The sequence below is a fragment of the Streptomyces sp. NPDC001717 genome (assembly GCF_042892775.1).
In the GTDB taxonomy this organism is placed as follows: domain Bacteria; phylum Actinomycetota; class Actinomycetes; order Streptomycetales; family Streptomycetaceae; genus Streptomyces.
Genome location: NZ_JBIAUK010000001.1, coordinates 695,103 through 720,610, shown reverse-complemented (window position 1 = coordinate 720,610; position 25,508 = coordinate 695,103). Strand labels below are relative to the sequence as shown.

Here is a 25,508-nt window from a genome sequence, read left to right as displayed (position 1 = left end):
CAGGTATCTCGCTCACGCGACCGTCCCCTCCAGCTCACCGCAACCGGACCGGCCATGACCGCAGTATTCAGCACCACGGCCCTGCTCGGCACGGCGTTCACGATCACAAAAAGGTCCCGTTAGTTTCGAGCCACGTCACGTGATCTCACCTTGTTACTCACCAGGAAGAGCCAACTCGAACCACACGGTCTTGCCCGATTTCCCGTGACGGGTCCCCCAACGCTGCGAGGAGGCGGCGACGAGGTGCAGGCCGCGGCCCCCTTCGTCGTCGGGTTGCGCGACCCGTTCCCGGGGCGGATCCGGAAGCGGATCGGAAACCTCCACGAGCAGCGCGGGCCCGCCCGCCGGGCCGGCGGCGGCTTGATCCTGTCGTACCAGCCGGACCCCGATGGGGCCGGAGGCGTACCGGAGGGAGTTGGTGACGAGTTCGCTGACCAGCAGGACGGTCACGTCGCCCACGGATTCCAGACCCCAGTCGCGGAGCGTGCCGCGCACGGCGTGACGGGCGGTGCGGACGGCACCGGGCTCGGCGGGGAAGGCCCATTCGGCACGCTCACCGTCTGTGTCGATCACGCCGATCACTTCCCGGGCCATCAGCGACCCCAGTCCGGTTCGTCTGTGACGAAAGAGGGACGAGATAGGGACTAATAGCGACATACCCGATATTTGAGGCGTCGTACCACCCGACCCCCGCCCACCGGCGCACTGTGGCGCGGACGGCCCAGTGCGTGAGCGTCATGCGCCCCCGTCGCGCCCGTCGCCGACCCCCGCCGGGTCTCCGGCCCCCTCGCCGCTCACGCCCCGCAACCGGCGGCCGGCCTCGGCGACCGCGGGCCGGTCCTGGTCGAGCCAGTCCACCGACTCCAGCTCCTGCGGCCCGAGCCAGCGCAGTTCGTCGTGGTCCTCCAGCGGCGCGGGCACCCCGGCGAGCAACCTGGCCGTCCACACGTGCAGTACGAGGCCGGGCTTCAGCGGCCACTCCCCCGGGATCCGCTCCAGCGGCTCGACCTCGACGCCGAGCTCCTCGCGCAGTTCGCGCACCAGCGCCTCGGGGACGGACTCACCCGGCTCGGCCTTGCCTCCGGGCAGCTCCCAGCGCCCGGCGAGCTCCGGTGGCGCGCTGCGTCGGGCGGCCAGCAGGCGCCCCTCATGACAAAGGGCTCCGCCCACGACCACTCGTACAGTCATGGGCGGAGCCTATGCCGGCGCCGTGGGTACCGACGCTCGCGCTCGGTATGTGCTCGGTACGTGCTCAGTTCGTCGTGGCGGTCTGGCCGATCCGCTCGACCCAGTAGAGCTGCTTGTGTCCTCGGTCGTCGAGGCTGTCGGCGACCTTCTGGGCCTCGGCCCGGGTGGGGTACCGGCCCACCCGGTAGCGGTTGCCGTTGTCGTCCTGACGTATGACCAGCCATGGGAGCAGGGCACCGCTGTCGTTCATCGCGTTTCACCCTCCGCCGACGTATCTGCCCGGGAAACCGCATTGCGCATATGCCCGAGCTTACGCCCGACCTTTACCGAGCGGATACGGATTTTCACGAAGAGGTACCTGGCGGGCGTACGCATCCGGCCATGTGTACGAGTGGGCCGTGCGCGCCGGTTCAGACGGGGCGCGCGGGCGGCACGGAGGGCATCGGCAGGATCACCGCGCCACCCGCCGTCCCCTTGCGGCAGACGTCACCGCAGGTCGCGTCGAGGGAGCAGCAGAGGGAGCAGATCGGGCCCGTCTGCACGGGGCAGTCCGCGATGTCGGGGAGTTCGTACGCCGTCTCGCAGACGGCGCATACGTGCGTGGCGGTGACGTCCTCGACCGTCACGTCCGGCCCGTTCACGGTGTTCGGCCGGGCCAGGTAGTACTTCCCCCTGGTCATCCAGGCGATCAGCGGGCACAGCAGGAGGGCCAGCCCGGCCGCGATGAAGGTGGAGAAGGCCTCGGCGTACGTACCGAACAATCCGAAGAACGCGAGGATCGAGACGGTGGAGGCGATCACCATCGCGCCGAAACCCGCCGGGTTGACGGCGTACAGGTACGCGCGCTTGAACTCGATGTACGGCGGGCTGATTCCGAGCCGCTTGTTGATGACGAGGTCGGCGGCGACCGCCGCGATCCAGGCGATGCCCACGTTGGAGTAGAAGCCCAGCAGCTTGCCCAGCATCGCGAACATGTTCAGCTCCATCAGCGTCAGCGCGATGCCGAGGTTGAGGAAGATGTACCAGACCCGGCCCGGGTGGCGGTGGGTGACGCGGGAGAAGAAGTTCGACCAGGACAGCGAGCCGCTGTAGGCGTTCGTGACGTTGATCTTGATCTGCGAGACGATCACGAAGAGCGCGGCGGCGGGCAGCGCGAGGCCGCCGAGCCAGGGGCGCAGGGCCTCGATCTGCGGGGCGATCGGCTCCAGCGCGTGCGTCCGGCCGACCGCTTCCAGGGCGACGAAGGCGAGGAACGCGCCGCCGAGCTGCTTGGCGGCGCCGATGATCACCCAGCCGGGTCCGGCGGCGAGCACGGCGAGGTTCCACCGGCGGCTGTTGGCGGGGGTCTTGGCGGGCATGAACCGCAGGTAGTCGGCCTGCTCCCCGATCTGCGCGATGAGGGAGAGCGCGATGCCGGTCCCGAACCCGAAGCCGATCCACGAGAACCCGGACCCGGCGCCCTGCGTCCCGCCGAAGTCGGCGAAGGCGCCCCACGCGTCGGGCGCGTGGAAGGCGAGCACCACGAAGGGCAGCACGAGCCCGATCAGCCAGACGGGCTGGGTCCAGGCCTGCACCTTGGCGAGCGCGCCCATGCCCTTGAACACGATCGGGATCACCACGAGGGTGGTGAGGAGGTACCCGACCTCCAGCGGGAGGCCGACCGCCTGGTGCATGGCCTGGGCCATGATCGAGCCTTCGAGGGCGAAGAAGATGAAGGTGAACGAGGCGTAGATGAGCGAGGTCAGGGTGGACCCGAAGTACCCGAAGCCGGCGCCGCGGGTGACGAGGTCCATGTCCAGGCCGTACGTGGCGCACGCGCGGGCGATCGGGATGCCGGTCAGGAAGATGACCACGGCGGCGGCCAGGATCGCGGCGGCGCCGCTGGTGAATCCGTACGCGAAGACGATGGACGCGCCGATGGCGAAGTCGGCGAGGTAGGCGATCCCGCCGAGGGCGGTGCCGGCGACGGTGCCGGGGCCCCAGCGGCGGAAGGAGTGGGGCGCGTATCTGAGGGAGTAGTCCTCCCGGCTCTCGTCGGCGGCGAGCTTGGCGTAGTGGCGGGCCGCCGGCTTCTCGGGGGCGGGGGTGGTGGCGGTGTCGGTCATACCGCCGGAAGGTAGGCCGCCCATGTGACGATCCATCACTCTTGCGCGTTGCCCGTGGGTTACACCCCCCGAATGCCCTGTCCGCTGTCCGGGGCAGAGCCCCGGCAGCGGCGCCGCACCCTCGCGCGGCGGCCCACCCGAGCGGGAGCGTCACCGCACCGGCAAGTGGTACGACAGCCGGTACCGGTCCGCCGGGACCACCACGTCCGCGGTCTCCACCGCACGGCCCGACGCGTAGTACGTGCGGCCGATCACCAGCACCACGTGCCCGGGGACGCCTCCCAGCAGTTGGATCTCCTCGGCCAGGCCCGGCCGTGCGCCGACCTCCTCGAGCACGTTGTCCACGACCACGTCGATCGCGGCCATCCGGTCCACCACCCCCGAGCCGCCCAGCGGCCCCTCCTCGGGGAGCATCACCGGGGTCCGGCCGGTCACGGCGAGCGGCTCCCAGGAGGTGGACAGCATCATCGTCTCCCCCGCGTCGCGGAAGACGTACCGGGTCCGCATCACCCGCTCGCCCGGCTCGATGCCCAGCCTCTTCGCGATCTCCGTCGGTGCGCCCGTCTGCTCGCTGTTCGACTCCCACGTGCCCCGCGCGGCCGCGTCCGCCTGCTCCTGGCGGAACGGCGTCGACGCGCCGCCCGTCCGGTAGCCGGAGCGGGCGACCCGCCGCGGGACCGGCTGTTCTCGCACGTACGTACCGGACCCGGACCGGCCCTCGACCAGGCCCTCCGCCATGAGGACCTTGCGCGCCTCCAGCGCCACGGTGTCGGAGACCCCGTACTCCTCGCGGATGCGGGCCTGCGAGGGGAGCCGGGCGTGCGGGGGCAGGGAACCGTCGACGATCTTCTGTCGCAGATCCCCGGCCACGCGCAGATAGGCCGGCTGCTCACCGAAAGTCACTGGCCACTCCCATCAGGTTGACAGACAGCCACACCCTGGCAACCGACGGTTGAATACCGCAAGCAAGGGCCAGAGTTTCACCCGAAGTGATGAAGCCTGGTCACCCAAACCCGTTACCGCGCGTTACCGAAGAAGGCCTCGAACCCGCCCGCGCCCCGCACCCCGCACCGGCTACACCGACTGGTGCGACGGCCCCCGGCCGACCGATTCGGACCCCGAGTCGTCCGGGTCCTCCTCCAGCCACGGCGGGATCCGCGTCGACAGCCCGTACGCCCCGCGCAGCGCCCGCTCGGTCTCCGGCAGCATCGCCCCCGCCGCCGCGTCCCACTGCTTGTAGAACTCCGGCACCGTCTTCGCCTGCGCGGCGCGCTGCCACGCGGCACGCGCCGCCTCGATCTCCCCCAGCTGCGCTCGGGCGGCCTTGTCCATCCCCGGCAGCGCCGCGTGGCCCTCGACCACCTTGGCCTCCTCACCCAGCGCCGAGGACACCTCCCCCGCCCACGCCCGGTGCTCGGCGAGGGCCTCCTCGACCTCCTCGTCAGGGGGCCTGCTCAGGACGAACTCGACGGCGTTCGCCGCCCGCAGGAAGGCCGCCTGCTCGGGTTTCAGCGTTCCGGCGTCCTGGCGCAGGCTGCCCCGGTGGTCCTCCTCCGTCGTCCCGATCACGCACAGCAGCCGCCGGTCGCCCAGCCGCCAGGACTCGCGCGAGGGCGCGAAGTAGAACATCTCCGCGTAGGCGGGCAGGGCCCAGCTGTCCATCGCGTACGCGTCCTGCGCCTTCCAGCACTCGTCCTCGAAGGCCAGGTCCGCCTCGGCCGACTCGATGGGCGCCTTCGGGTCCATCGCCTTCGACTCGGTGACCTCGCCGTGGTGCACCAGCGCGCAGTCGGTCTTGTACGTCAGGGGGTGGTCCTCCATCAGGTCCCCGCCCGGGACGTTGAAGCAGTCACCCGCCCGCAGGTCGTCGAAGTCCGTGAGCTCGCCCTCCACGTCGGTGAGCTCGTTCACCGCCGCCAGCCGGTCGCGGAACGCCGTCGCGACCCGGTCCGCGGAGAGGACCACGACGCCCGTCATCAGCACCGACACCACCAGGCCGACGATCGCCAGGGCCTTGCCCTTCTCACCCTTCTTCGAGATCTGCACGAGGGCCACGACACCGAAGACGATGCCGAGCGGCGGCAGGCACAGCAGGCCGACGAGGAGCGAGGCGAGCGCGAATCCGTTGAGTCGCGGCGGCTGTTGCCCGTACCCGGGCGGCAGGCCCCAGCCCGGCTGCGGGGAGGGCGGGGCCCAGGGGTTGCCCGGTCCGGGCGGCGGTATCGGCGGGGTGCTCACAGGGGCGGACTCCATCACGGGGGGGGCGCGAACGACGCGCGCATAGTACGCAGCGGGGGCGACCGGCCCTCCGGTCGCCCCCGCCCCGCTCACCGCTCACGCACCTGCCGAGCTCCGGTTCCTCAGAACTGGAGCGCCCAGGAGTCGATCTTCCCGGTGTCGATGTTCGCGTTGTCGCTCACCCGGAGCTTCCAGACGCCGTTGGCGACCTCCGACGAGGCGTTCACGGTGAAGGTCTGGATGATGTTGTCCGCGCTGCCGCCGGCCCGGTTGTGCAGGTTGTAGACGCTGCCGTCGGGTGCGATCAGGTCGACCTTGAGGTCACCGATGTAGGTGTGCTTGATGTCGACCGGGACGCTCAGCGTCGCCGGGGCGTTGCCGGAGACCCCGCTGACGGTGATCGGCGACTCGACGGTGGCGTTGTCGTTGATCGCGTAGTCGGCGGTGTTCTCGAACCGCGGGCCGGGCGGGACGGTGCCGCCGGTGCCGACGTAGAGCAGCCGGTTCGGGGAGCCCGTTCCGGGGCCCGTCACCACGTTCGGGGTGGCCGCGTTCACCAGGCCGTCACGGACCTGCGCCGGGGTGCTCGCCGGGTTCTGCGACAGGTACAGCGCGGCCGCGCCCACGACGTGCGGCGTGGCCATCGAGGTGCCGGAGATGGTGTTGGTGGCGGTGTCCCCGGTGCCCCACGAGGAGGTGATCGAGGAGCCCGGAGCGAAGATGTCCAGGATGCTGCCGTAGTTGGAGTAACTGGCCTTCGCGTCGGTGTTGGTGGTCGCGCCGACCGTGATGGCCTCGGCGACGCGCGCCGGGGACTTGGTGGAGGCGTCGGTGGACTCGTTGCCCGCCGCGACGCCGTAGGTGATGCCGGAGGCTATGGAGTTGCGTACGGCGGTGTCGAGCGCGGAGTCGGCGCCGCCGCCCAGCGACATGTTGGCCACGGCAGGCTTGACGGCGTTCCGCGTCACCCAGTCGATGCCGGCGACGACCTGCGCGGTCGTACCGGAGCCGTTGTTGTCGAGGACGCGGACCCCGACGATCTTGGCCTTCTTCGCCACGCCGTACGTGTTGCCCGCGACGGTGCCGGCGACGTGCGTGCCGTGGCCGTGGCCGTCCTGGGCGGTGTTGTCGTTGTCGATGGCGTCGTAGCCGTAGGAGGCTCGGCCGCCGAGGTCCTGGTGGGTGATGCGGACACCGGTGTCGATGATGTACGCGGTGACGCCCTCGCCGGCCTTGTCCGGGTAGGTGTAGCTCTGGTTCAGCGGGAGCGCGCGCTGGTCGATGCGGTCCAGGCCCCAGGACGGCGGGCTGGGCTGGGTGCCCTCGGCGCCGTCGATGGTGAAGACGCGGTTCTGCACGACCGACTTGACCGCCGGGTCCGCGGCGAGCTTCCTGGCCTGGGTCTCGGACACCTCGACGGAGTAGCCGTTGAGGGCGGCGCTGTAGGTCCGGTCGATCCGGGCCCCGTACCGCTTGGCGACGGCCTTGCCGCTGTCGGCGGTCGAGCGGGCGGCGGAGTCCTTCAGGGTCACGATGTAGCTGCCGGACACGGAGCCGGGGGCGCCCGCGTTCTCGATGACGCCGAGCGCGCCGCTGTCCGCCGCCGAGGCGGGTAACGCGGCGGCGGCGCCGAGCGCGAGGGCCGCCAAGGCGGTCACGCTGAGGCCGGCGAGCTTCCGGCGGGTGTGACGCACGGACATTGAGGGTCCTCCTCGTCGGTGGTGCGTTGCGGGGGGTGGGGCACGCGGCCGCCGTCGGAACGAGCCGCAAGAATTCCCATTCCAGCCATGCTCATGACAAAGCATTCGGCCCAACGGGCTGTCGCCACCGAAAGGTTGACCCACCTCCGCAGCACCCACAAGAGGACTGCGGAGACGTAACATCCGTGCCATACGCATGCCATGAACGAGCAAAGGCGCTCCGCACATGACCCACGCACTACCCGGTTACGTCTGCCCCGAGGACGGCACGCGCGCCGACGCCCGGACGGCACCCTGGTGCTGCCCGGCGTGCGACGGCCCGTGGGACCTCGACTTCGCACCTGATCCGGCCGGCCCGCTGGAACCGGCCTCCGGACCGAACTCGCTGTGGCGGTACGGCGCCGTGCTCCCCCTGCCGGGGGCGTTCTCCGTCTCGCTGGCGGAGGGGCACACTCCGCTGGTGCCGCTGGCGGAACGGGTTCACGCCAAACTCGACTTCCTGATGCCGACCCTGTCGTTCAAGGACCGGGGCGCCGTGATGCTCGCGGAACTGGCCAGGAGACTGGCCCCGGAACGGGTCGTGGCGGACAGCAGCGGCAACGCGGGGACGTCGGTGGCGGCGTACTGCGCGCGGGCCGGACTCGATTGTGAAGTTTTCGTGCCCGAGGGCACTTCGGAGAAGAAGACGGAACAGATGCGGGCGCACGGAGCGGCCGTACGGGTGGTCCCGGGCGGCCGGGAGGCCGCGGCGGAGGCCGCGCGGAGCGCCGCCGACCGGCCGGGCGTCTTCTACGCGAGCCACGTCTTCAACCCCTACTTCCTGCACGGCACGAAGACGTACGTGTACGAGATCTGGGAGGAGCTCGGCGGCCGCCTCCCGGACGCGCTGGTCGTCCCCGTCGGCAACGGCACCCTCCTGCTGGGGGCGGCGCTGGCGGTGGAGGAGCTGGCCGCGCGGGGCGTACGGCCGCCGGCGCTGATCGCGGTCCAGTCGGCGGCGGTGGCCCCGCTGGCGGCGGCCTTCGCGGCGGGTGCGGAGGAGGCGGCGCCGGTGCCGCAGCTCCCCACCCTGGCGGAGGGGATCGCGATCCCCGCGCCGCCGCGGGCCCGGCAGATCCTGGCGGCGGTCCGCACGTCAGGGGGCACGTTCCTGACGGTCCCGGACGACCGGCTCCGGGAGGCCCAGCGGGACCTGGCGCGGCGCGGGCTGTTCGTGGAACCGACGGCCGCCGCGTGCTGGGCGGCCGTGGGGCCGGGCGCCCCGGACGACCCCCTGCGGGGCCGCACGGCGATCGTCCCCCTGTGCGGGGCGGGCGCCAAGACGGGCCTCCCCGCCTGACCCCGCCGCCGTACGCCCCCTGGGCTCCGCCCCGGACCCCGCTCCTCGAACGCCGGAGGGGCTGGAACGCGCCCTGCCGGTCTCCCGGGCGCGGCCGAAGGCACGCCGCTGCGCGGCTCCCTGGGCTCCGCCCGGACCCGCTCCTCAAACGCCGGAGGGGCTGGATTCCGCCCCTGCCGCCACCCAGGTGCGGCTCCCCCGGCGGACATCCAGCCCCGCCGGCGTTCGAGGAGCGGGGGCCGGGGTGGAGGATCGGCGGTGGGGGTACGTGTCGGAAATCCGCGAGCCTCCCGACGCCCCGCGTGATGGGGTGGGGGCATGACCATCACGCACCCCGAACTCACCGCCAAGGCAACCGCGTTCGCGGCCCTGCACACCCCCGCCTCCCCCCTCGCCCTCGCCAACGCCTGGGACGTCGCCTCCGCCCGGATCGTCGAGGCGGCCGGTGCGAGCGCCGTCGCCACCACCAGCGCGGGCGTCGCCTGGTCGCTCGGCTCCCCCGACGGTGACGCCCTGGCCCGCGACCGTGCCCTCGACCTCGTGGCCCGGGTGGCGTCCGCCGTCTCCGTGCCCGTCACCGCCGACATCGAAGGCGGCTTCGGAGCCGACCCCGCCGGCGTCGCCGAGACCGTCGCCGGAGTCCTGGCCGCCGGCGCGGTCGGCGTCAACATCGAGGACGGCCGCCGCGCCCCCGCCGACCACGCGGAGCGCCTCGCAGCGGCCCGCTCCGCCGCCGACGCCGCCGGGGTCCCGCTCTACGTCAACGCCCGCATCGACACGTACCTCTTCGGCCTCGGCGACCCGGCGACCCGTCTCGACGAGACCCTCACCCGCGCCGCCGCCTACCTCCGCGCCGGAGCCACCGGCGTCTTCGTGCCCGGCGTCACCGATCCGGCCACCGTCGCGGAGCTCGCGAAGGGCATCGACGCCCCGCTGAACGTCCTCGCCGGCCCCGACGCCCCCGGCGTCGCCGAGCTCGGCGCCCTCGGCGTCTGCCGCGTGAGCCTCGGCTCCTGGGTCGCGGAGGCCGCGTACGCCGTGGTCCGGCGGGCCACCGAGGAGCTGCTCTCCGGCGGTACCTACGGCACGCTCTCCCACGCACTGCCGTACGGCGAGCTGAACGGCCTCCTCAAGGGCTGAGGACGGGCCGACGACCATAGGATCTCGTCATGCGCACATCAGCTCCTGCGAGGGAGGGCAGCACGGTCAAGGCCACGACGGCCCCGGCCGCGGCCGTCTGGACCGCCCTCGCCCTCGTCTACGTGGTGTGGGGTTCGACCTACCTCGGCATCCGGGTCGTCGTCGAGACCATGCCGCCCTTCCTCTCCGCCGGAGCCCGCTTCATCACCGCCGGCCTGCTGCTGGTCGCCGCCGTCGCCTGGCGGTTCGGCCCGGCCGCGCTCAAGGCCACCCGGGCCCAGGTGGCCTCGGCGGTCCTGGTCGGCCTGCTGCTGATCCTCGGCGGGAACGGCCTGGTCGTGCTCGCCGAGACCTCCGTGCCCTCCGGGCTGGCCGCCCTGCTGGTCGCGGCGGTGCCGATGTGGGTGGTGGTGCTGCGGGCGGGCACCGGGGACCGGCCCCCGCGGCGCACCCTGGGCGGGGTCCTGGTGGGGCTGGCCGGGCTCGCGGTGCTGACCAGCCCGGGCATCGGCGGGGCCGTGCGGCTGTCCGGGGTGCTGCTGGTGGTGGCGGGCTCGGTGCTGTGGTCGCTGGGCTCGTTCTCCGCGTCGAAGCTGTCCCTGCCGGGCAACCCCTTCACGGGCAGCGCGTACCAGATGCTCGCGGGCGGGATCGGCGGCGTGGTGGTCGGCCTGGTGCGCGGCGAGCACCGCGGTCTGGACCCTGCGGCCTACTCCACCGCCTCCTGGCTGGCCCTCGGCTACCTGGTCGTCTTCGGCTCGCTCGTCGGCTTCACGGCGTACGTGTGGCTGCTCCAGGCCGCGCCGCTGTCGCTGGTGTCCACGTACGCGTACGTCAATCCGGTGGTCGCCGTCGTACTGGGATGGCTGATCCTCGACGAGGCGCTGACCTGGCCGATCGTGGTGGGCGGCGCGGTCGTCGTGGCGGCGGTGGGCGTGATCGTCGGTACGGAGCGCAAGAAGTAGCCGGGAGCGGGCACGCGCGCCCGCTCAGCCCCGGGCCGCCCGCTCGTACAGGGCCTTCGCCCGCTCGTCGAACAGTGCCGCCGTGGAGTCCACGTCCGTGTCCCCGCCGCTCAGCACTCCGATCAGCCGGCCGGGATGCCCCGGACCGCCGCGGTCGGCGATCCAGGGGCTGCCGCTGGTGCCCGTCCAGAAACCCGCGCAGCTCATGTAGAGCATGTCGGGGTCGTTGTCGTCGTGCCGGGTCTGCGTCGTGCAGGAGACGGGCTTGTTCTTCGGGTTGTGATCGGACTCCGGGTAGCCGACGACGGTCACGTCCCGGTCGTAGCCCGAGGTCCATTCGGGTTTCGGGGCCTCCGCCGCCCCGCCGACGGCCTCCTGCACGCTGCGCCCGTCCTCGTCCGGCGCGAGGGTGAGGAAGGCGAAGTCGGCGGTCTCCTCGCCCCACTTCGTCCAACGGTCGTCGACGTGGATCGAGCGGACCTTCCACACCCCCAGGGGCTGGGTGCCGGCGCCCTCGCCGGAGAAGGCGGGGGCGAAGGCGAGCTCTCCGATGGCCAGGCCGTCGTGGGCGACCTCGCCCGGTTGCCCGGCCTCGCCGGCCGGGGCCACGCAGTGCGCGGCGGTGGCGACGACGTTGCCCTTCGGGCTGTCGACGACGCTCGCCGTGCACCAGTGCTCGCCGCCCGCCATGAGCACGCCGACGGTGGGGAAGGGGAGCACGAGCCGGTCGCCGGGCGACTTCAGGAACGCGACGGCGCACACCGCCGCGATCCCCACCACGGCGGCCACCGAGGCCCCCTTCACCGCACGGCTCATCGCACGGTGGGATCGGGGGTCGGCGCGGACATCACCTTGCTGATCCACTCCAGCGCGCCCTCCCTCATGCCGCGAACGTACGACTTCCCGTTGTGCTCACCATCCTGGATCACCTGGAGCGTGGTGTGCACGGGACCCTTGCCGTAGTCCTGCATGAACTTCTCGGCCTTTTCGCGGCCGGTCTCCGCGGTGCCGATCTGGAAGTTGATGTAGACGTCCGGGCCGCCCGCGTTGATCAGCTTCTCGGCGAGCTTCTCCGGGTTGTCCAAGTCCATGGCCTGCGTGTTCCCGTTCCACAGCGGGGAATCGGGGACGATGTCGACCCCGCTCGCGATGGCCGCCTTGAAGCGGTCGGGGTACTTCAGGACGTGCTTGAAGGCGCCGAAGCCGCCCGCCGAGGACCCCATGAAGGCCCAGCCGTCGCGGGAGGTGAAGGTCCGGAAATTGGCCTTCGTGAAATCCGGGACGTCTTCGACCATCCAGGTGCCCATCTTGGGCTGGCCGGGGATGTCGGAGGCATCGAAGTGGTGCTTGGTGTCGGCGTTGTGCACCGGCATGATCAGGATGAAGGGCAGGCTCTTGCCCGACTTCGCCCCGTCGGCGACGGCCTTCTGCAGGCCGAGGCCGGGTCCCGTGCCCCAGTAGTTCGTGGGGTAGCCGCGGCCGCCGGGCAGGGAGATCAGCACCGGGAAGGCGCTCTTGGCGTACCTCGGCTCGTCGTACTCCTTCGGCACCCACACCCACACGTCACCCGTGAACCCGGACTTCGCCCCGGTGAGGGTGGTCTTCCCGATCTGGGTGCCGTCCGGCAGCCGGCTCGTACGGGTGAACTGGGCCTTCGGCCCGGTCGGCATCCGCACCCCCGGCGGCGCCTCGGACACCGCGGCGGCGGTGGAGGTCTTCTGCACCTTCCCGAAGGACACCGGTTCCCCTATGTCCGAGAAGAGGCCGTACTTGTACGCTGCCGCTCCGCCGCCGGCGGTCAGGACGAACGCGAGCCCGCCTCCGATCAGAAGCAGGCGCAGGCGCTTGGGGCGACGGCCGCCCTTGGTCGTGGGGCCGCCGTCGCCTTGCTGGTCATACTGCACGGAATTTGTCCCGTTCCCTCTCCGGTGCTCACCTCGGAGCGCCGGTCGGACCGTTCGGTCCCCCTTACACCCCTGTCAGAGGTATGAACGACGGGACGGGTTGCCTGGGACGGGCGTGACGTGTCGAGCGCCACCCGATGGTGGTCGGGTGTTCGACCGACCGGTCGAGGGTCGGGTCGGGGGCGCGCTCGACAGCCGGTTCGGGGCGCGGTCAGCCGGCCTCGGGCTTGGGGCCCTTCAGCACCTTGCTGATCCACTCCAGGGAGCCTTCCTTCATGCCCCGTACGTAGTGCCAGCCGTTGTGCTCGCCGTTCTGGATGTCGCGGATGGTCGTCTTGACCGGCCCCTTGCCGTAGGTCTGCACGAACTTCGTCATCCGCTCCTTCCCGCTCTCCTTGGTGCCGATCTGGAAGTTGATGTAGACCTCGGGGCCCTTGGAGTCGATCAGCTTCTTGGCGAGGACCTCGGGGTTGTTCGCGTCCATCTCCGCCTGGTGGCCCTTCCAGAGCGGGGAGTCCGGGACGATCTCGCCGCCGCTGGCGATCACGGCCTTGAACCTGTCCGGGTACTGGAGGAGCGTCTTCATGCCGACGAAGGCGCCGGAGGAGGAGCCCATGAAGGCCCAGCCGTCGCGGGACTTGTACGTACGGAAGTTGGCGCGGGTGAAGTCCGGGACGTCCTCGGCGATCCAGGTGCCCATCTTGGGCTGGCCGGGGATGTCGGCGCCGTCGTAGTAGTACTTGTTGTCCGGGTTGAGCACCGGCATGATCACGATGAACGGGAGGCTGGTGCCCGCCTGGACGCCCTCGGTGATGGCCTTCTGGAGGCCGAGGCTGCGGTCGGCCCAGTAGTTGTTCGGGTAGCCGTTGCCGCCGGGGAGCGCGATGAGCACCGGGAAGGCGCTCTTGGCGTACTTCGGGTCGTTGTACTCCTTGGGCGCCCACACCCACACGTCGCCCTCGAAGCCGGACTTCGCACCCGCGAGGCGGGTCTTGGCGATGATCGTGCCGTCGTCGAGCTTGGTGGTCTGCTTGAAGTCGGACTTCGGGCCGCTCGGCATCTGGACGTCGGGGTCGCCGGTCGGCGTGGGCGAGGCCGAGGCCGCCGGGGCTGCCGGGGTCTGCTTCTCGGACCCGGCCGGGGACGGGGACTGCTTGCCGAAGGTCACCGCGTCGCCGTTGCCGGAGAACCAGTCGAGCTTCCATGCGGCGAAGCCGCCGGCGCCGAGGAGGAGGGCGAGGGCGACGACCGCGGCGATCCATATTCGGCGCCGGGACCTGCCGGGCCGCTGCGGCTGCGGGTACTGCGAGTCCTCGGCCTCGTGGGGCCGGGGCGGGGCCGGGGGCTGCGGGTGCTGGTGCACGTACTTCGCTCCGAACGGTCGTGGCTGCCCGACGGGCAGAAGGACTTGCTGCTTTTCCTGATGTACGAATTGCCCCGCACAGTTCCAAATCCCGGCAAAAACATGTCGGAATCTTGGGTGAACGTCGGGGTCGGCCGCCGAGGTCGGCCACCGGCGTCGGCCGCCGGTCGGCCGTCAGCGTCGGCCGTCGAGGACCTCGGCGCACCGGCCCAACAGTGCGATGAGCTGCGCCCGCTCCTCCGCGGTGAACGCCTCGGCCAGCGCCCGCTCCACGCGCACCGCGCCCGCGTCGGCCTGCTCCATCACCGCCCGACCCTCCTGGGTGAGGCGGGTCTCCAGCACGTTGCGGTGGAGCTCGTGCGGGGTCCGCTCGATGAGCCCGCGCTCCTGGAGGTTCTTCAGGACGGTGTTCATGGTCGGCGGCGTCACCCCGCACAGCCGGGCGAGCGCGGCGGCGGAGACGCCGGGCTTCTCGGCCAGCCAGAGCAGTGCGGCGTACTGCGGAACCGTTACCGCGGCCGGCTTCACCGCGGCGTTCTTCGCCGCGAGGAGCGCCTGCTCGGCGCGCTTGATGTGCGCGCCGATGCGCTCGTCGGGGGCCATGGAGGTCATTCCCGCATCCTACGACCCTTGCGCACATTAGAGCTCTAACATAAATTCGCCTACACCTGCCAAGTAGAGGACACCTGGGGATACGTGATGAAATTCCTGCCCGCCGCCGCGCTGACCACCGCCCTGACCCTGGCCTGCCTGGGAGCGGCCCCGGCGTCCGCGCTCACCGCGTCGGCCGACGCCCGGATGTCCACCGCCTTCTCGATACCCGGCGCGAAGGTCTACCCGGAGGGCATCGCGACCGACGCCCGTACGCACACCGTCTACGTGGGCTCGTACGCGGACGGCACCGTCTACCGGGCCCGCCCCGGCCGCGCCGAGGCCGAGGTCTTCCTGCCCTCCGGGACCGACGGCCGCCGCACGGCGAACGGCCTGCGGGTCGACGCCCGGGGGCGGCTCTGGGTGACGGACTCCACGGCCGGGGTCTCGGTCTACGACACCAGGACCGGCTCCCGCCTGGCCCACTTCGAGGTGGCGGGCAGCGGACCCCGCTTCGTCAACGACCTGACGATCACCCCGGACGGCTCCGCGTACCTGACCGACAGCGTCCGCGGGGTGATCTACCGCGTGACCCCCGAGCAGCTGGCCGCCGGCAGCGGCCCCCTCACCGAGGCGTACGACCTGACCCCGGCCCTGCGCCCCCGCCCGGCGGGCGGCTTCAGCCTCAACGGGATCGTCTCGGACCGTGCCGGGCGGTACCTGCTGGCCGTCGACATGCCGGAGGGGGACCTGTACCGCGTGGACCTCGCCACCGGGGCCGTGCGGCGCGTCGACCTCGGCGGCCGGGACATGAAGGCCGCCGACGGCCTCGACCTCTCCCCCGACGGCACCCTGCGCGTGGCGCACAACACCACCAACACCCTGACCCGCTGGCAGCTCGGCGCGGACGGCACCAGGGCCCGCCTGACCCGCACGGTCACGGATCCGTCCCTGCAGATCCCGACGACCCTGTCCCACACGCCGGGCCGCACGCTGGTCGTCCGCTCCCAGTTCGACAAGGGCGGCCCGATGACCCCGAGCACGGGCAGTCCGACCACCTTCACGGTGGCCTCGGTGCGCGGGTTCTGACGGGACGACGGGGAGGGGCGGCCGCCAGGGGCTGTGGTCACGCGGTCGGTGGCGTCCGTCCCCACGAGGTCACACCCGCTCGATCAGCGGCTGCCGCCGGTCGCACCCAGCCGGGCCTGCTCGTCCTCGACGATCCGCCGGGCCAGGGCGGTGTCCGAGACGTCGACGGCGTCCGGGGTGGACTCGGCGACCGCGCTGCGCCGGGCGTACGCGTCGAAGAGCCTCGATTTGTTCGCCAGCATCCGCACCATCCGCTCGTCCACCCCGCCCGTGGCGAGGAGCCGGTGCACCTGGACCGGGCGCACCTGCCCCATGCGGTGCGCCCGCGCCACCGCCTGGTGCTCGACGGTGGGCTTGACCTGCGGCTCGCAGATGATCACGACGGAGGCGGCCTGGATGTTGAGGCCCACCCCTCCCGCCTCGATCTGCGCCAGCAGCACGGCGTGACCGGACACGGCCGCGAACTCGTCGACGAGCTGCTGCCGACGTGCGGGCGGCAGGTTCCCCGACAGCGGTCCGAAGACGTCGGCGGACGAGAGCGCGTCCCGGACCACGGCCAGGACGTCCCGGAAGGTGGAGAAGACGATGACCTTCAGCCCGCCCTCGGCGGCCTCCGCGACGATCTCCCGCAGCCGGTTCAGCTTCGCCGACTCCTCCGGGTGTGCGTACGCCGCCCTGCGCATCGCCATGAAATTGCCGTCCAGCACGGCCTTCCGATAGGCGTCCTCGTCCCGCGCGCTCGGCTCCTCCCACTCGTCCGTGTGCTGGAGCGCGGGCAGTTCGGCGAGCACGTCCAGCTGGTTGCGCCGCAGGTAGACGGGAGCGACCGCCTTCCGGAACGCCTTGGAGCCGGCCACGCCGGTGTGCTCGCCGATGGTGTCCGCGAGTCCGGGCCGGAGGATCTCCACCAGGCTGCGGAACTCCGCGACCCGGTTCTCCATGGGCGTGCCGGTCAAGAGGGCCACCCGTTCGCAGCGCTCGGCCCACTCCCGCACGGCCAGGGAGCGGCGGGCCTTCGGGTTCTTCACGTAGTGCGCCTCGTCGACGACGAGCATCGCCGGCTCTCCGCCCCGCGGCGCCGGGAAGCCCCGCAGGGCGTCGAAGGTGGTGACGCCGACACCGCCGCGCCCCTTCCAGTCGGCGAACGCCTCCTGGCGCTCGGGCCCGTGCAGGGCCGTCACCCGGAGCCTGCTCCGACTCTCGATCTCCCGCGTCCAGTTGATCAGCACGCCGGCCGGGCAGACCACCATGAAGTGGCTCTGCCCCTCGGCCGCGAGGTGCGCGAGCGCCGCGATCGCCTGGATGGTCTTGCCGAGTCCCATCTCGTCACCGACGATCACCCGGCGCTGGGCGAGCATGAAGCGGGCGCCGAACGCCTGGTAGCCGCGGAGCGAGACCCTGCGCTGCGTGTCGTCGAGCCGCTGGCCCCTGACCCGCTCGGCCACTTCGCCGGGCAGGAACCCCTCTGCCGCGGCGGGATCGGGCCGGCGGTCCGAGATCTCCGCGATGAGGCTGTAGTACTCGGCCGAGCGGAGTTCGAAGTCGACCAGGGCCGCGATCTCCGTGGCGGGGCCCCGCAGCAGGTCCACGGACGCCTGGGCGAGCAGCTCCGGCACGCCCTCCCGCTCGGCCTGCCCGGTCACGGCCCGGATCTCCGCGGCGGCCCCGAGCGCCCGTTTGCGTCCGGGCTTGCCCGCGACGAGCAGGCGCAGCCGGGAGGAGACCGGCCTGGCCTCGTCGAGCAGCGGCCCGAGCCGGTCCGACAGGGCCCGGGCCGCGTCGAGCGCCCGCCGCGCCTCGGGCCCCGCCTCCACCAGCACGTGCAGGGCGACGACCAGCGCGGTGGTCCGGGGATCCGGCCGGTCGACGTCGATGTGGACGGCGATGGTCTCCCGTACGGCATCGGCGATCTGGCGAGCGGCGGCGACGGTCTGGGCGGCGGTCCGCTGCCCGACCCCGGGGATCTGCCGCAACCGGTAGGGCCCGGCGTCGAGCACCTGCCGAACGGTACGGAAGCCGGCCCGCTCGACCTCCCCGAGCCGCAACCTCCCCTCGGTGACCTCCTTCAGCCGGGCCACCGGGATGGAGTCGAGCTCGCGTTCCGCGAGGCCCTCGCAGATCGGCGTCAAGGCCGCGCGCACCGCCTCGACGGCACGCGCGTGGTCCCCGACGACGCCCTGCGCCGCCCCGCACAACCGCCGCCCCCGGGCAACCGCCTCCCGGTCACTCCGCCCCATCGCGCCCCGGCCCCTCTCGTCAGCCCCCCGCATCCTCCCACCTGCGAAGGAGCCGGCGCGCCGGGCTCACTTGAGGTACGCGATGACCGCGAGCACCCTCCGGTTGTCCGCCTCCGACGGGGGCAGGTCGAGCTTGGTGAAGATGTTCGACGTGTGCTTGATGACCGCGCGTTCGGTGATCACCAGTTCCTGGGCTATCGCGGCGTTCGAGCGGCCCTCGGCCATCAGGCCGAGGACCTCGCGCTCGCGCGGGGTGAGGCGGGAGAGGGGGCCGTCGCGGTGGAGTTCCTTGGCGAAGAGCTTGGCGACGACGTCGGGGTCCATGGCGGTGCCGCCGGACGCGACACGGCGTACCGCGTCCACGAAGCCGTCGGGGTCGAAGACCCGGTCCTTGAGCAGGTAGCCGATGCCGCCGCTGCCGTCGGCGAGGAGTTCGCGGGCGTAGAGCTGCTCCACGTACTGGGAGAGGACCAGGACCGGCAGGCCGGGGACCTGGCGCCGGGCCTCCAGGGCGGCCCGCAGTCCCTCGTCGGTGAACGTCGGCGGGAGCCGGACGTCGACGACGGCGACGTCCGGCTTGTGGTCGAGGAGGGCCTGGAGCAGTCCGGGACCGTTGTCCACGGCGGCGACCACCTCGAAGTCGTACGACTCCAGCAGGCGGACCAGACCGTCCCGCAGCAGGAACAGGTCTTCGGCTAGGACAACGCGCACGGGAGCTCCATGGTGAGGGTGGTCGGTCCGCCCGGCTTGCTGTTGATCGCGAGGAGCCCGTCGAAGGCGGCGAGGCGGCGCTCGATGCCGCGCAGTCCGGTGCCGCGCGAGGGGTCCGCGCCGCCCTGGCCGTCGTCGACGACCTGGCTGCGCAGCGCGCCGCCCTCGTACCAGAGGTCGATGCTCACGGTCGTCGGCGAGGCGTGCTTGGCGGCGTTGGTGAGGGCTTCGGCGACCGCGAAGTACATCGCGGACTCGACGGGTGCCTCGAGCCGGCCGGTCAGGTCGGCGTTGACGGTGACGTCGAGCGGGCTGTCCAGGGCCAGGGCGCGCACCGCGTCCGCGAGGCCCCGGTCGGCGAGCACCGGCGGGTGGATGCCGCGGACGAGGTCGCGCAGCTCGGTCAGCGCGGCGGCGGAGGCCTTGCGGGTGTCGGCCAGGATGGTGCGTACGGCCTCCGGGTCCTTGGCGAGCAGCTGCTCCGCGACGCCGAGGTTCATCCCGAGGGCCACCAGACGGGCCTGCGCTCCGTCGTGCAGGTCCCGCTCGATGCGGCGCAGTTCGGCCGCGGAGCTGTTGACCGCGTCGCTGCGGCTGTCGGTGAGGCGGCGGACGCGCTCGACGGTGCGGGTCGGGCCGAGCAGCGTACGGGCCAGGGAGGCGTGGACGCGCAGCAGCGCGGGGCCGACGGCGAGACCGGCGAGCAGGGTGACGAGGCCGAGGGCGGCGGCGTACCAGGCGGAGGTCAGGTCGCTGATCTCGACCCACAGGTAGTAGTTCTGGCCGGCGTCGGCGATGGGCCGGTAGATCGCCGGCATCAGCATGCCGCCGAGTCCGCCGACGACGAGGACGAGCGGCGACAGCGCGAGCACCACACCCACCACCGGGTTGACCAGCATCCAGGCCAGGTCCCGCCAGGTCGCCGGGTCGGTCAGCACCCAATGCGTGCGCTGCCACTGTCCCTTGAGACCGGGCTCGGCGGCGGGCGCGGGAAGGTACGGCTCCTCGACCGCTCGGCCCGACCACCGCGCCGCGGTCCTGCGGGAGTTGTTCACCACGGCCCGTACGGCGACGGCGAGCGCCGGGACGAGCAGGACGCCGAGGCCGATGCCGAGCAGGGAGACCGCCGTCACGAAGAGGCAGAACAGGACGAGTTCCCCGATCGCGAGGAAGAGAACGGGCAGTCCCCTGCCGATGGAGCGGAAGCCAGTACGTATGTCCAGGTTGTTCACGATCGTTCCATTCCCCTCTGCGCACGGCTCGCTGCCGCGGTGATGTCCCTAGTCTTCTCGGCCCCGGCCCGCCACGCACGGGACGTGCGTGGCGTGTGCGGTGGTGTACCTAGGTCCCCCCTGGGACGCCACCGGGGTGTCTTTTTCGGCTCTGTCGTGGCGACTTGACTGTATACATGACGATGCGACTGCGGCTCCTTCTCCTTCCGCTGTGTGTCCTGCTGCTCCTGGCGGGTGGCACCAGCGCCGCCTCCGCGGAACCGGCACACCGGACGGGTGCCCGCTCCGCGGCCGGGCCGTCCGAACTGCCGGGACTTGCCGGGGCGGTCGACGCCCTCGTGCGCCGGCAGCTCACCGACTACCGCATCCCCGGCGCCTCCGTGGTGGTCGTCGAGAAGGGCGAGCCGGTCCTCACCCAGGGGTACGGCGTCACGGACGCCACCTCGGGGACACCGGTGGATCCGCGGAGCACCGGCTTCTTCATGGCCTCCGACGCCAAGCTGTTCACGGCGATCGCGGTCCTGCAGCAGGTCGAGCAGGGACGTCTCGACCTGGGCTCCGACGTCAACCGCTACCTCACCTCCTTCAAGGTGAAGGACACCTATCCGGGACACCCGGTGACCGTACGCGATCTCCTCACGCACACGGCGGGCTTCGACAACAACATCATCGGGCGGGCCACCACCCGGCCCGAGGACGTGCGCCCGCTCGGCGAGAGCCTCGCCGACCACCAGCCGCGCCGGGTGCGCCCGCCGGGTGAGGTCGCGAGCTACGACAACTACGGTGTGGCGCTGGCCGGTCACCTCGTCGAGACCGTGACGGGCACCCCCTTCGCCGCGTACGTGGACCGGTCGATCCTGCGGCCCCTCGGCATGAACCGTACGAGCTTCGCGCAGCCGCACACCCCCGCGATCGAGGCGGACCTCGCACGCGGCCACCGCCCGGACGGCGGGCACCAGCGCGTCCAGGACGGTCAGTACGGCGACTGGTCCCCGACCGGCGCCGGCGCCGTCACCACGGTGGCGGACATGGGGGAGTTGCTGCGCGCCCTGCTCGACGGCGGCGGTCCGATCCTGAGCGACCGCTCCGACTCGGCCCTGCTGACGCGGCAGTTCGGCAATGACGACCGGCTGCCCGGCCTCGGTTACATCCTCGAGGAGCGCGTCCGCGGCGGGCAGCGGATGCTCGTCAAGGACGGCGACCTGCCCGGCTTCCACGGCAATCTGGCGCTGCTGCCCGAACGGAACGCCGCGGTGTACGTCGTCTACAACGGCGATGGCGAGAACGGGCGCGCCACCTACGCGGGGCAGGAACTGGCCGACCTCGTCGCCGACCACTTCGGTGGGCCGGCCGCGGTGCGGCGCTCCACGTCGCTCGCCGATGTCGGGCAGTACGAGGGCGACTACCGCTCCACGCGCACCAGTTCTTCGGAGCTGACCCGGGTCAGCGCGCTGACCGGTTCGGTACGGGTGAGCGCGGGCGAAGGGGCGACGCTGACCACCACGGGACTGTCGCGCGACCCGGACGTGACCGAGCGTCACTGGGTGCAGCTGAGCCCGGGGCTCTTCCAGGAGCAGGACGGCCAGGACCGGATCGCCTTCCGTGACGGCCGCCTCTCCGTCGCCTCCGAGGTCTCCGTCGCGTACGAGCGGCTGCCCTGGTACCTGTCCCCCACGCTGCACCAGCAGGTGCTGCTCGGTTCGCTCGCGTTCCTCGCCCTGACCGTACTCGCGCTGCCGGTGCTCGCCCTGCTGCGCCGCCGCTCGCCGGGTGCGCCGGCCGGGGCGCGCGCCGCCAAGCTGCTGCTGTGGACGTCCGGAGCGCTGATCACCGCGGCGACGGTCTGCTTCCTGCTGCTGTCCGCCGACCCCAATGCCCTCAACCGCACGATCATCGTGGGCGACTCGCCGCTCCTGACCGCGGTACCGGCCCTGACCGGCATCGCGCTCGCGACCACGGTCGCCATGGCCGTCTGCGCGTTCCTTTCCTGGCGGCGGCGCTGGTGGCGCCTGTCCGGCCGGCTGCACTACACGTGCAGCACCCTGGCCTCGATGGTCTTCCTCGGGGTGTGCGCCTCGTACCGGCTGGTGGGCTAGGCCACCGCCCCACGACATGGGGGTCACGATCATTCCTTCGTCGGACGTGGGGCGGCCCGGGCAGGAGCTCCTCCTGCCCGGGCCGCGTACGCAAGGGACCGGCGACTACCAGCGGGTCGTCTCGCCGAAGAAGTCCGCGATCTCCACGGCCTCGCCCGAGGCCCGCGCCGCGCGCAGGACGTGCAGGCCGACCGCCAGGTCGAGGACGCCCAGGCCGAACGGCGAGAAGATCACCGGCTTGTCGGCGCCGGTGGTCACCTCGCCGTTGATGAACTGGGCGAGCGTGCCGGTGACGAAGTGCCGGTCGCCGTACTTCTGCTCCGCGAGGTGCGGCGAGGTGTTGGCCTTCATGCAGTGCTCGACGTCGTCGAAGATGTTGTACGCGCCCTCGATCAGCTCCGGACCGATGTCCCGCAGCGAGATGTTGAGGACGACCTGACCGGGTGCGAAGGCCTTCGGGTCGAGGATGTACGGCTCGGCGGCGGTCGTCGCGAGGACCACCACGTCGGCGCCGGCGAGGGCCGCGGCGAGGTCGGACTCCGTGCCGGCCGAGTAGCCGAGGGCGTTCGTCGCGTGGGCGGCGAGCGCGGAGCCGTACTCCTCGCTCCTGTCGTGCACGACGACCGAACCGACCTGCCAGTCGCGGGACTTGAAGAACTCCAGGATGTTGCGCGCGATGATGCCCGCGCCGACGACCGCCAGCTTCCCCGCGGTGCGCCCGCCGGTCAGCTGCTCCGCGGCCAGCACCGCCGAAGCGGCCGTACGGGCGGCGCTGATCTGCGAGGCCTCCAGGCACGCGAAGGGGTAGCCGGTCTCGTGGTCGTTGAGCAGCAGGGCCGCCGACGCACGCGGGATGCCGCGCTCGATGTTCGCCGGGAAGCTGCTGATCCACTTGATTCCGGAGACGTCGGCGCCGGCGCCCAGGTGCGCGGGGAGCGCGATGATGCGGGCGTCGGGCTTCTCGGGGAAGCGCAGGAAGTAGCTGTCGGGGTTCACCGAGTCGCCCGCCTCGTGGGCGAGGTAGGTGTCGCGGACGACGTCGACGATGTCCTGCCGGGAGGCCGAGATGATCTCCCGTGCGGTCTTGCCGCCGATGACGCTGAACTCGTACATGGAGAAGGATCCTTGGAATCGTGAGCGGATACGGGGGTGAGGGCCTCGGGCCGCTCAGCGGCCCGCGAGGGTGGGCTGGGCCGGCTCGGTCCGCCGGTGCCCGGCGGGTGCGGCGTGCTGCCGTACCGGAGCCGGCTCTTCCTCGCCGTGCGAGAGCTCGGGCAGCCACTTGAGCCAGGAGGGCAGCCACCAGTTGGACCGGCCGAGCAGCACCATCACGGCGGGCAGCAGGACGGCGCGTACGAGCGTGGCGTCGAGCAGGACCGCGACGGCCAGACCCACGCCCAGCTGCTTGAAGTCCTGCATGGACAGCGTGCCGAAGACCGCGAAGACGGCCACCATGATCAGGCCGGCACTGGTGACGACCCCGGCGGTGGAGCGGACGCCGTGGGCGACGGCCGCCCGGTTGCCGACGCCCTTGTCGTAGGCCTCGCGGATCCGGGAGACCACGAAGACGTGGTAGTCCATCGACAGGCCGAACAGGACGACGAAGACGAACAGCGGCATCCAGGACTCGATCGCGCCGACGGCCTTCGTGCCGACCAGCTCGTCGCCCCAGCCCTTCTGGAAGACCGCGGTCATCACACCGTAGGCGGCCACCACGGACAGGAGGTTGAGGATGATCGAGGTGATCGCGATGACCGGGGAACGGAAGCAGAGCAGCATCAGCAGGAAGCTGATGCCCATCACGAAGGCGAAGACGGGCAGGATCGACGACTTGAGCTGGTCGTTGTAGTCGGTCGAGAACGCGAGGTCGCCACCGACCGGCGCCTGGTTCGATCCGTCCTTCTTCAGGGTGGCCGGGATGATCACGTCGCGCAGCTGCTTCAGGGCGCGGACCGAGGTCGCGTTGCGGCCGTCACCGGCGAGGGGCGCGTTGATGACCGCGATGTTCTCGTCCTTGTGGACGGTCACCTCGATGGGGTTCTTGACGTGGCCGGAGGCCAGCGCCCGCTCCTTGAAGGCGGCGATGGCGCCGTTGGCCTCGGCCGAGGTGACGTTGCCGGTCTTGAAGACGATCTGGGCCGGTGCCGGGGCGCCGGGGAAGGCCTTCTCGATCCGCCGGGCGGTCTGCGCGGTGACGTTGTCGGCGGGCAGCAGCTGGTCGAAGCCCAGCTTCTCGGTCTTCATGGACAGCGCGGGCGCGGCGAGGGCGAGCAGGAGCGCGATGCCGAGGAAGGCGAACAGTGCGGGCGCCTTCAGGACCGCGCCGAGCAGCCGGCCCGGCTTCTCGCCCATGGTGCGTACGCGCGTCTTGCGGCGCAGGCCCGGGATCCGGCCGGCGTCGATCTTGTCGCCGAGCATCGCCATCACGGCGGGCAGCACCGTCATGGAGCCGAGCACCGCGATCAGGACGACCTCGATGGTGGCGACGGCGAAGCCCTCGAAGACCGTGAGGCCGGAGAGGAACATGCCGGCCATGGCGACGGCCACGGTCAGACCGGAGATCAGCACCGAGCGCCCGGAGGTCGCGGCGGCGATGCGCAGCGCGCTCTCGCCGTCGCGGCCGGCGGCGCGCTCCTCGCGCTCGCGGCGGATGTAGAAGAGGCAGTAGTCGACGCCGACGGCGAGGCCCATCAGGAGCAGCACCGAGTTGGTCATCGCGTCGACCGGGACCAGCTGGCTGGAGAGCGCGAGCAGGCCCATGGCGGCGACGCACGCGGTGATGGCGAGGATCAGCGGCAGGACGGCGGCCAGGAGCGCGCCGAACACGACGAGCAGGATGCCGAGTGCGACGGGCACGGCGGTGAACTCGGCGCGGGTGAAGTCGTCGCCGAGCGAGTCGTTGATGCCCTTGAGTCCGCTGGCGGCGCCGTACTGGCCGAACGTGACGCCCGTGTGGGCCTCGTCCGCCTTGGCCAGCGCGTCGACGACGGGCTGGATGCGGTCGGCGGCGGTGTCCGGGTCGCCCTTCACCGCGAACTGGACCAGCGCGTCGTGCTTGTCCTCGGAGAACGCGCCGGTCTCGTACGGGTCTCCGATGTTCTGCGCGAGGCCGGTGCCGTCCACGGCCGCGATCGCGGCAGCGACGGCCTTCTTGAACTCGGGGTCCTCGGCGGCCAGTCGATCGCTGTGGACGAGGACCATCTCGGGCGCCGGGGTCTTGATGCCGGCGTCGACGAGGATCCGGGCGGCGCGGCCCGACTCCCCCGTGCCGTAGTCGGCTTCGGTCAGGCTCTTCTGGCCCGTCAGACCGCCGAGGACCGTGAGCACGATGACAGCGAAGAGCCATCCGAAAAGTGCGGTCTTGCGGTGCCGGGCGCTCCAGGCTCCCAGTGAAGCCGCCAGATTTCGTTGCCTTGCCATTACCTCTCCCAGTGGGACGTCTGCGGTGACCGTTGATGAGCGACGTCTTTCACTGTAGATATTCGGCGCCGGTGGACTCCCTTGGCGATATGTCAGCTCAATGCGGCTGCAGCATCCTGCCGGCACGGAGGCAACACGAGGTCGGCAGCATGCTGCCGCGGCAGTCTGTGGCCACCTGGAACGACGGGAT

Annotated in this window: 21 protein-coding genes; 5 read left to right on the top strand and 16 right to left on the bottom strand. The window is 71.7% G+C overall.

Annotation, left to right across the window (positions count from 1 at the left end):
- Positions 1-153 precede the first annotated feature (153 nt).
- The 7 genes from ACFYZL_RS03500 to ACFYZL_RS03470 form a co-directional block, all read right to left on the bottom strand.
- Positions 154-582: an ATP-binding protein gene (locus tag ACFYZL_RS03500; protein ID WP_376659338.1), complete on the bottom strand. Its 429-nt coding sequence runs from the start codon at positions 580-582 to the stop codon at positions 154-156.
- Positions 583-735: 153 nt separating this feature from the next.
- Complete coding sequence (locus ACFYZL_RS03495; protein WP_384744422.1) at positions 736-1,188, bottom strand: (deoxy)nucleoside triphosphate pyrophosphohydrolase; 453 nt, start codon at positions 1,186-1,188, stop codon at positions 736-738.
- A 64-nt stretch (positions 1,189-1,252) separates the two neighbouring features.
- Positions 1,253-1,438, bottom strand: a complete 186-nt coding sequence (locus ACFYZL_RS03490) for an SPOR domain-containing protein (protein WP_360900784.1) — start codon at positions 1,436-1,438, stop codon at positions 1,253-1,255.
- A 160-nt stretch (positions 1,439-1,598) separates the two neighbouring features.
- Positions 1,599-3,293 (bottom strand): purine-cytosine permease family protein, encoded by a 1,695-nt coding sequence (locus ACFYZL_RS03485; RefSeq protein WP_388675609.1) that lies wholly within the window; start codon positions 3,291-3,293, stop codon positions 1,599-1,601.
- A gap of 150 nt (positions 3,294-3,443) precedes the next feature.
- Positions 3,444-4,196, bottom strand: a complete 753-nt coding sequence (locus ACFYZL_RS03480; protein WP_388675606.1) for a GntR family transcriptional regulator — start codon at positions 4,194-4,196, stop codon at positions 3,444-3,446.
- Positions 4,197-4,367: 171 nt separating this feature from the next.
- Positions 4,368-5,531, bottom strand: a complete 1,164-nt coding sequence (locus tag ACFYZL_RS03475) for a DUF4190 domain-containing protein (protein ID WP_388675603.1) — start codon at positions 5,529-5,531, stop codon at positions 4,368-4,370.
- Positions 5,532-5,653: 122 nt separating this feature from the next.
- Entirely contained in the window at positions 5,654-7,231 is a 1,578-nt protein-coding gene (locus ACFYZL_RS03470; RefSeq protein WP_384744417.1) for a S8 family peptidase, read from the bottom strand.
- Positions 7,232-7,457: 226 nt separating this feature from the next.
- Here ACFYZL_RS03470 and ACFYZL_RS03465 point away from each other — a divergent pair, with 226 nt between their 5' ends.
- From ACFYZL_RS03465 to ACFYZL_RS03455, 3 genes are all read left to right on the top strand, one after another.
- Entirely contained in the window at positions 7,458-8,570 is a 1,113-nt protein-coding gene (locus ACFYZL_RS03465; protein ID WP_384744416.1) for a pyridoxal-phosphate dependent enzyme, read from the top strand.
- 318 nt (positions 8,571-8,888) lie between these two features.
- A complete protein-coding gene (locus ACFYZL_RS03460) occupies positions 8,889-9,710 on the top strand; it encodes an isocitrate lyase/phosphoenolpyruvate mutase family protein (RefSeq protein WP_388675598.1) in 822 nt (273 codons plus the stop codon).
- Between the two features lie 29 nt (positions 9,711-9,739).
- A complete protein-coding gene (locus ACFYZL_RS03455; RefSeq protein ID WP_384744413.1) occupies positions 9,740-10,675 on the top strand; it encodes an EamA family transporter in 936 nt (311 codons plus the stop codon).
- Between the two features lie 24 nt (positions 10,676-10,699).
- Here ACFYZL_RS03455 and ACFYZL_RS03450 read toward each other — a convergent pair whose 3' ends face one another.
- From ACFYZL_RS03450 to ACFYZL_RS03435, 4 genes are all read right to left on the bottom strand, one after another.
- Complete coding sequence (locus ACFYZL_RS03450) at positions 10,700-11,491, bottom strand: trypsin-like serine peptidase (protein WP_384744412.1); 792 nt, start codon at positions 11,489-11,491, stop codon at positions 10,700-10,702.
- Positions 11,488-12,579 carry an alpha/beta hydrolase gene (locus tag ACFYZL_RS03445; RefSeq protein WP_384744410.1) on the bottom strand — a complete coding sequence of 364 codons (1,092 nt, stop codon included), beginning with the start codon at positions 12,577-12,579 and terminating at the stop codon, positions 11,488-11,490. Before ACFYZL_RS03445 ends, ACFYZL_RS03450 begins: the two co-directional genes overlap by 4 nt.
- A gap of 211 nt (positions 12,580-12,790) precedes the next feature.
- Positions 12,791-13,942, bottom strand: coding sequence for an alpha/beta hydrolase (locus ACFYZL_RS03440; protein WP_388675594.1), 1,152 nt, complete (start codon positions 13,940-13,942; stop codon positions 12,791-12,793).
- 174 nt (positions 13,943-14,116) lie between these two features.
- Positions 14,117-14,554: a MarR family winged helix-turn-helix transcriptional regulator gene (locus tag ACFYZL_RS03435; RefSeq protein ID WP_384744407.1), complete on the bottom strand. Its 438-nt coding sequence runs from the start codon at positions 14,552-14,554 to the stop codon at positions 14,117-14,119.
- Between the two features lie 87 nt (positions 14,555-14,641).
- Here ACFYZL_RS03435 and ACFYZL_RS03430 point away from each other — a divergent pair, with 87 nt between their 5' ends.
- Entirely contained in the window at positions 14,642-15,622 is a 981-nt protein-coding gene (locus ACFYZL_RS03430) for an SMP-30/gluconolactonase/LRE family protein (protein ID WP_384744406.1), read from the top strand.
- A gap of 83 nt (positions 15,623-15,705) precedes the next feature.
- Here ACFYZL_RS03430 and ACFYZL_RS03425 read toward each other — a convergent pair whose 3' ends face one another.
- From ACFYZL_RS03425 to ACFYZL_RS03415, 3 genes are all read right to left on the bottom strand, one after another.
- Positions 15,706-17,859 (bottom strand): DEAD/DEAH box helicase, encoded by a 2,154-nt coding sequence (locus ACFYZL_RS03425; RefSeq protein WP_384744404.1) that lies wholly within the window; start codon positions 17,857-17,859, stop codon positions 15,706-15,708.
- Between the two features lie 66 nt (positions 17,860-17,925).
- Complete coding sequence (locus ACFYZL_RS03420; RefSeq protein ID WP_384744403.1) at positions 17,926-18,570, bottom strand: LuxR C-terminal-related transcriptional regulator; 645 nt, start codon at positions 18,568-18,570, stop codon at positions 17,926-17,928.
- Positions 18,555-19,802, bottom strand: a complete 1,248-nt coding sequence (locus tag ACFYZL_RS03415) for a sensor histidine kinase (RefSeq protein WP_384744401.1) — start codon at positions 19,800-19,802, stop codon at positions 18,555-18,557. The genes ACFYZL_RS03420 and ACFYZL_RS03415 overlap by 16 nt, the downstream gene beginning before the upstream one ends.
- Before the next feature lie 176 nt (positions 19,803-19,978).
- Here ACFYZL_RS03415 and ACFYZL_RS03410 point away from each other — a divergent pair, with 176 nt between their 5' ends.
- Positions 19,979-21,898: a serine hydrolase domain-containing protein gene (locus ACFYZL_RS03410; RefSeq protein ID WP_388675588.1), complete on the top strand. Its 1,920-nt coding sequence runs from the start codon at positions 19,979-19,981 to the stop codon at positions 21,896-21,898.
- A gap of 105 nt (positions 21,899-22,003) precedes the next feature.
- On the opposite strand, the gene sbnB is transcribed toward ACFYZL_RS03410, so the two are convergent.
- Positions 22,004-23,011: a 2,3-diaminopropionate biosynthesis protein SbnB gene (sbnB, locus tag ACFYZL_RS03405; protein ID WP_388675585.1), complete on the bottom strand. Its 1,008-nt coding sequence runs from the start codon at positions 23,009-23,011 to the stop codon at positions 22,004-22,006.
- A gap of 54 nt (positions 23,012-23,065) precedes the next feature.
- On the bottom strand, positions 23,066-25,318 hold the full coding sequence (locus ACFYZL_RS03400) for an MMPL family transporter (protein ID WP_384744396.1): 2,253 nt from the start codon (positions 25,316-25,318) through the stop codon (positions 23,066-23,068).
- Positions 25,319-25,508: the final 190 nt, after the last annotated feature.

Coding starts and splice junctions, on each gene's coding strand:
- ACFYZL_RS03450 (WP_384744412.1), bottom strand. CDS start 11,491: ATGAGCCGTGCGGTGAAGGGGGCCTCGGTGGCCGCCGTGGTGGGGATC.
- ACFYZL_RS03465 (WP_384744416.1), top strand. CDS start 7,458: ATGACCCACGCACTACCCGGTTACGTCTGCCCCGAGGACGGCACGCGC.
- ACFYZL_RS03435 (WP_384744407.1), bottom strand. CDS start 14,554: ATGACCTCCATGGCCCCCGACGAGCGCATCGGCGCGCACATCAAGCGC.
- ACFYZL_RS03495 (WP_384744422.1), bottom strand. CDS start 1,188: ATGACTGTACGAGTGGTCGTGGGCGGAGCCCTTTGTCATGAGGGGCGC.
- sbnB (WP_388675585.1), bottom strand. CDS start 23,011: ATGTACGAGTTCAGCGTCATCGGCGGCAAGACCGCACGGGAGATCATC.
- ACFYZL_RS03455 (WP_384744413.1), top strand. CDS start 9,740: ATGCGCACATCAGCTCCTGCGAGGGAGGGCAGCACGGTCAAGGCCACG.
- ACFYZL_RS03460 (WP_388675598.1), top strand. CDS start 8,889: ATGACCATCACGCACCCCGAACTCACCGCCAAGGCAACCGCGTTCGCG.
- ACFYZL_RS03425 (WP_384744404.1), bottom strand. CDS start 17,859: ATGGGGCGGAGTGACCGGGAGGCGGTTGCCCGGGGGCGGCGGTTGTGC.
- ACFYZL_RS03410 (WP_388675588.1), top strand. CDS start 19,979: ATGACGATGCGACTGCGGCTCCTTCTCCTTCCGCTGTGTGTCCTGCTG.
- ACFYZL_RS03485 (WP_388675609.1), bottom strand. CDS start 3,293: ATGACCGACACCGCCACCACCCCCGCCCCCGAGAAGCCGGCGGCCCGC.
- ACFYZL_RS03490 (WP_360900784.1), bottom strand. CDS start 1,438: ATGAACGACAGCGGTGCCCTGCTCCCATGGCTGGTCATACGTCAGGAC.
- ACFYZL_RS03470 (WP_384744417.1), bottom strand. CDS start 7,231: ATGTCCGTGCGTCACACCCGCCGGAAGCTCGCCGGCCTCAGCGTGACC.
- ACFYZL_RS03400 (WP_384744396.1), bottom strand. CDS start 25,318: ATGGCAAGGCAACGAAATCTGGCGGCTTCACTGGGAGCCTGGAGCGCC.
- ACFYZL_RS03430 (WP_384744406.1), top strand. CDS start 14,642: ATGAAATTCCTGCCCGCCGCCGCGCTGACCACCGCCCTGACCCTGGCC.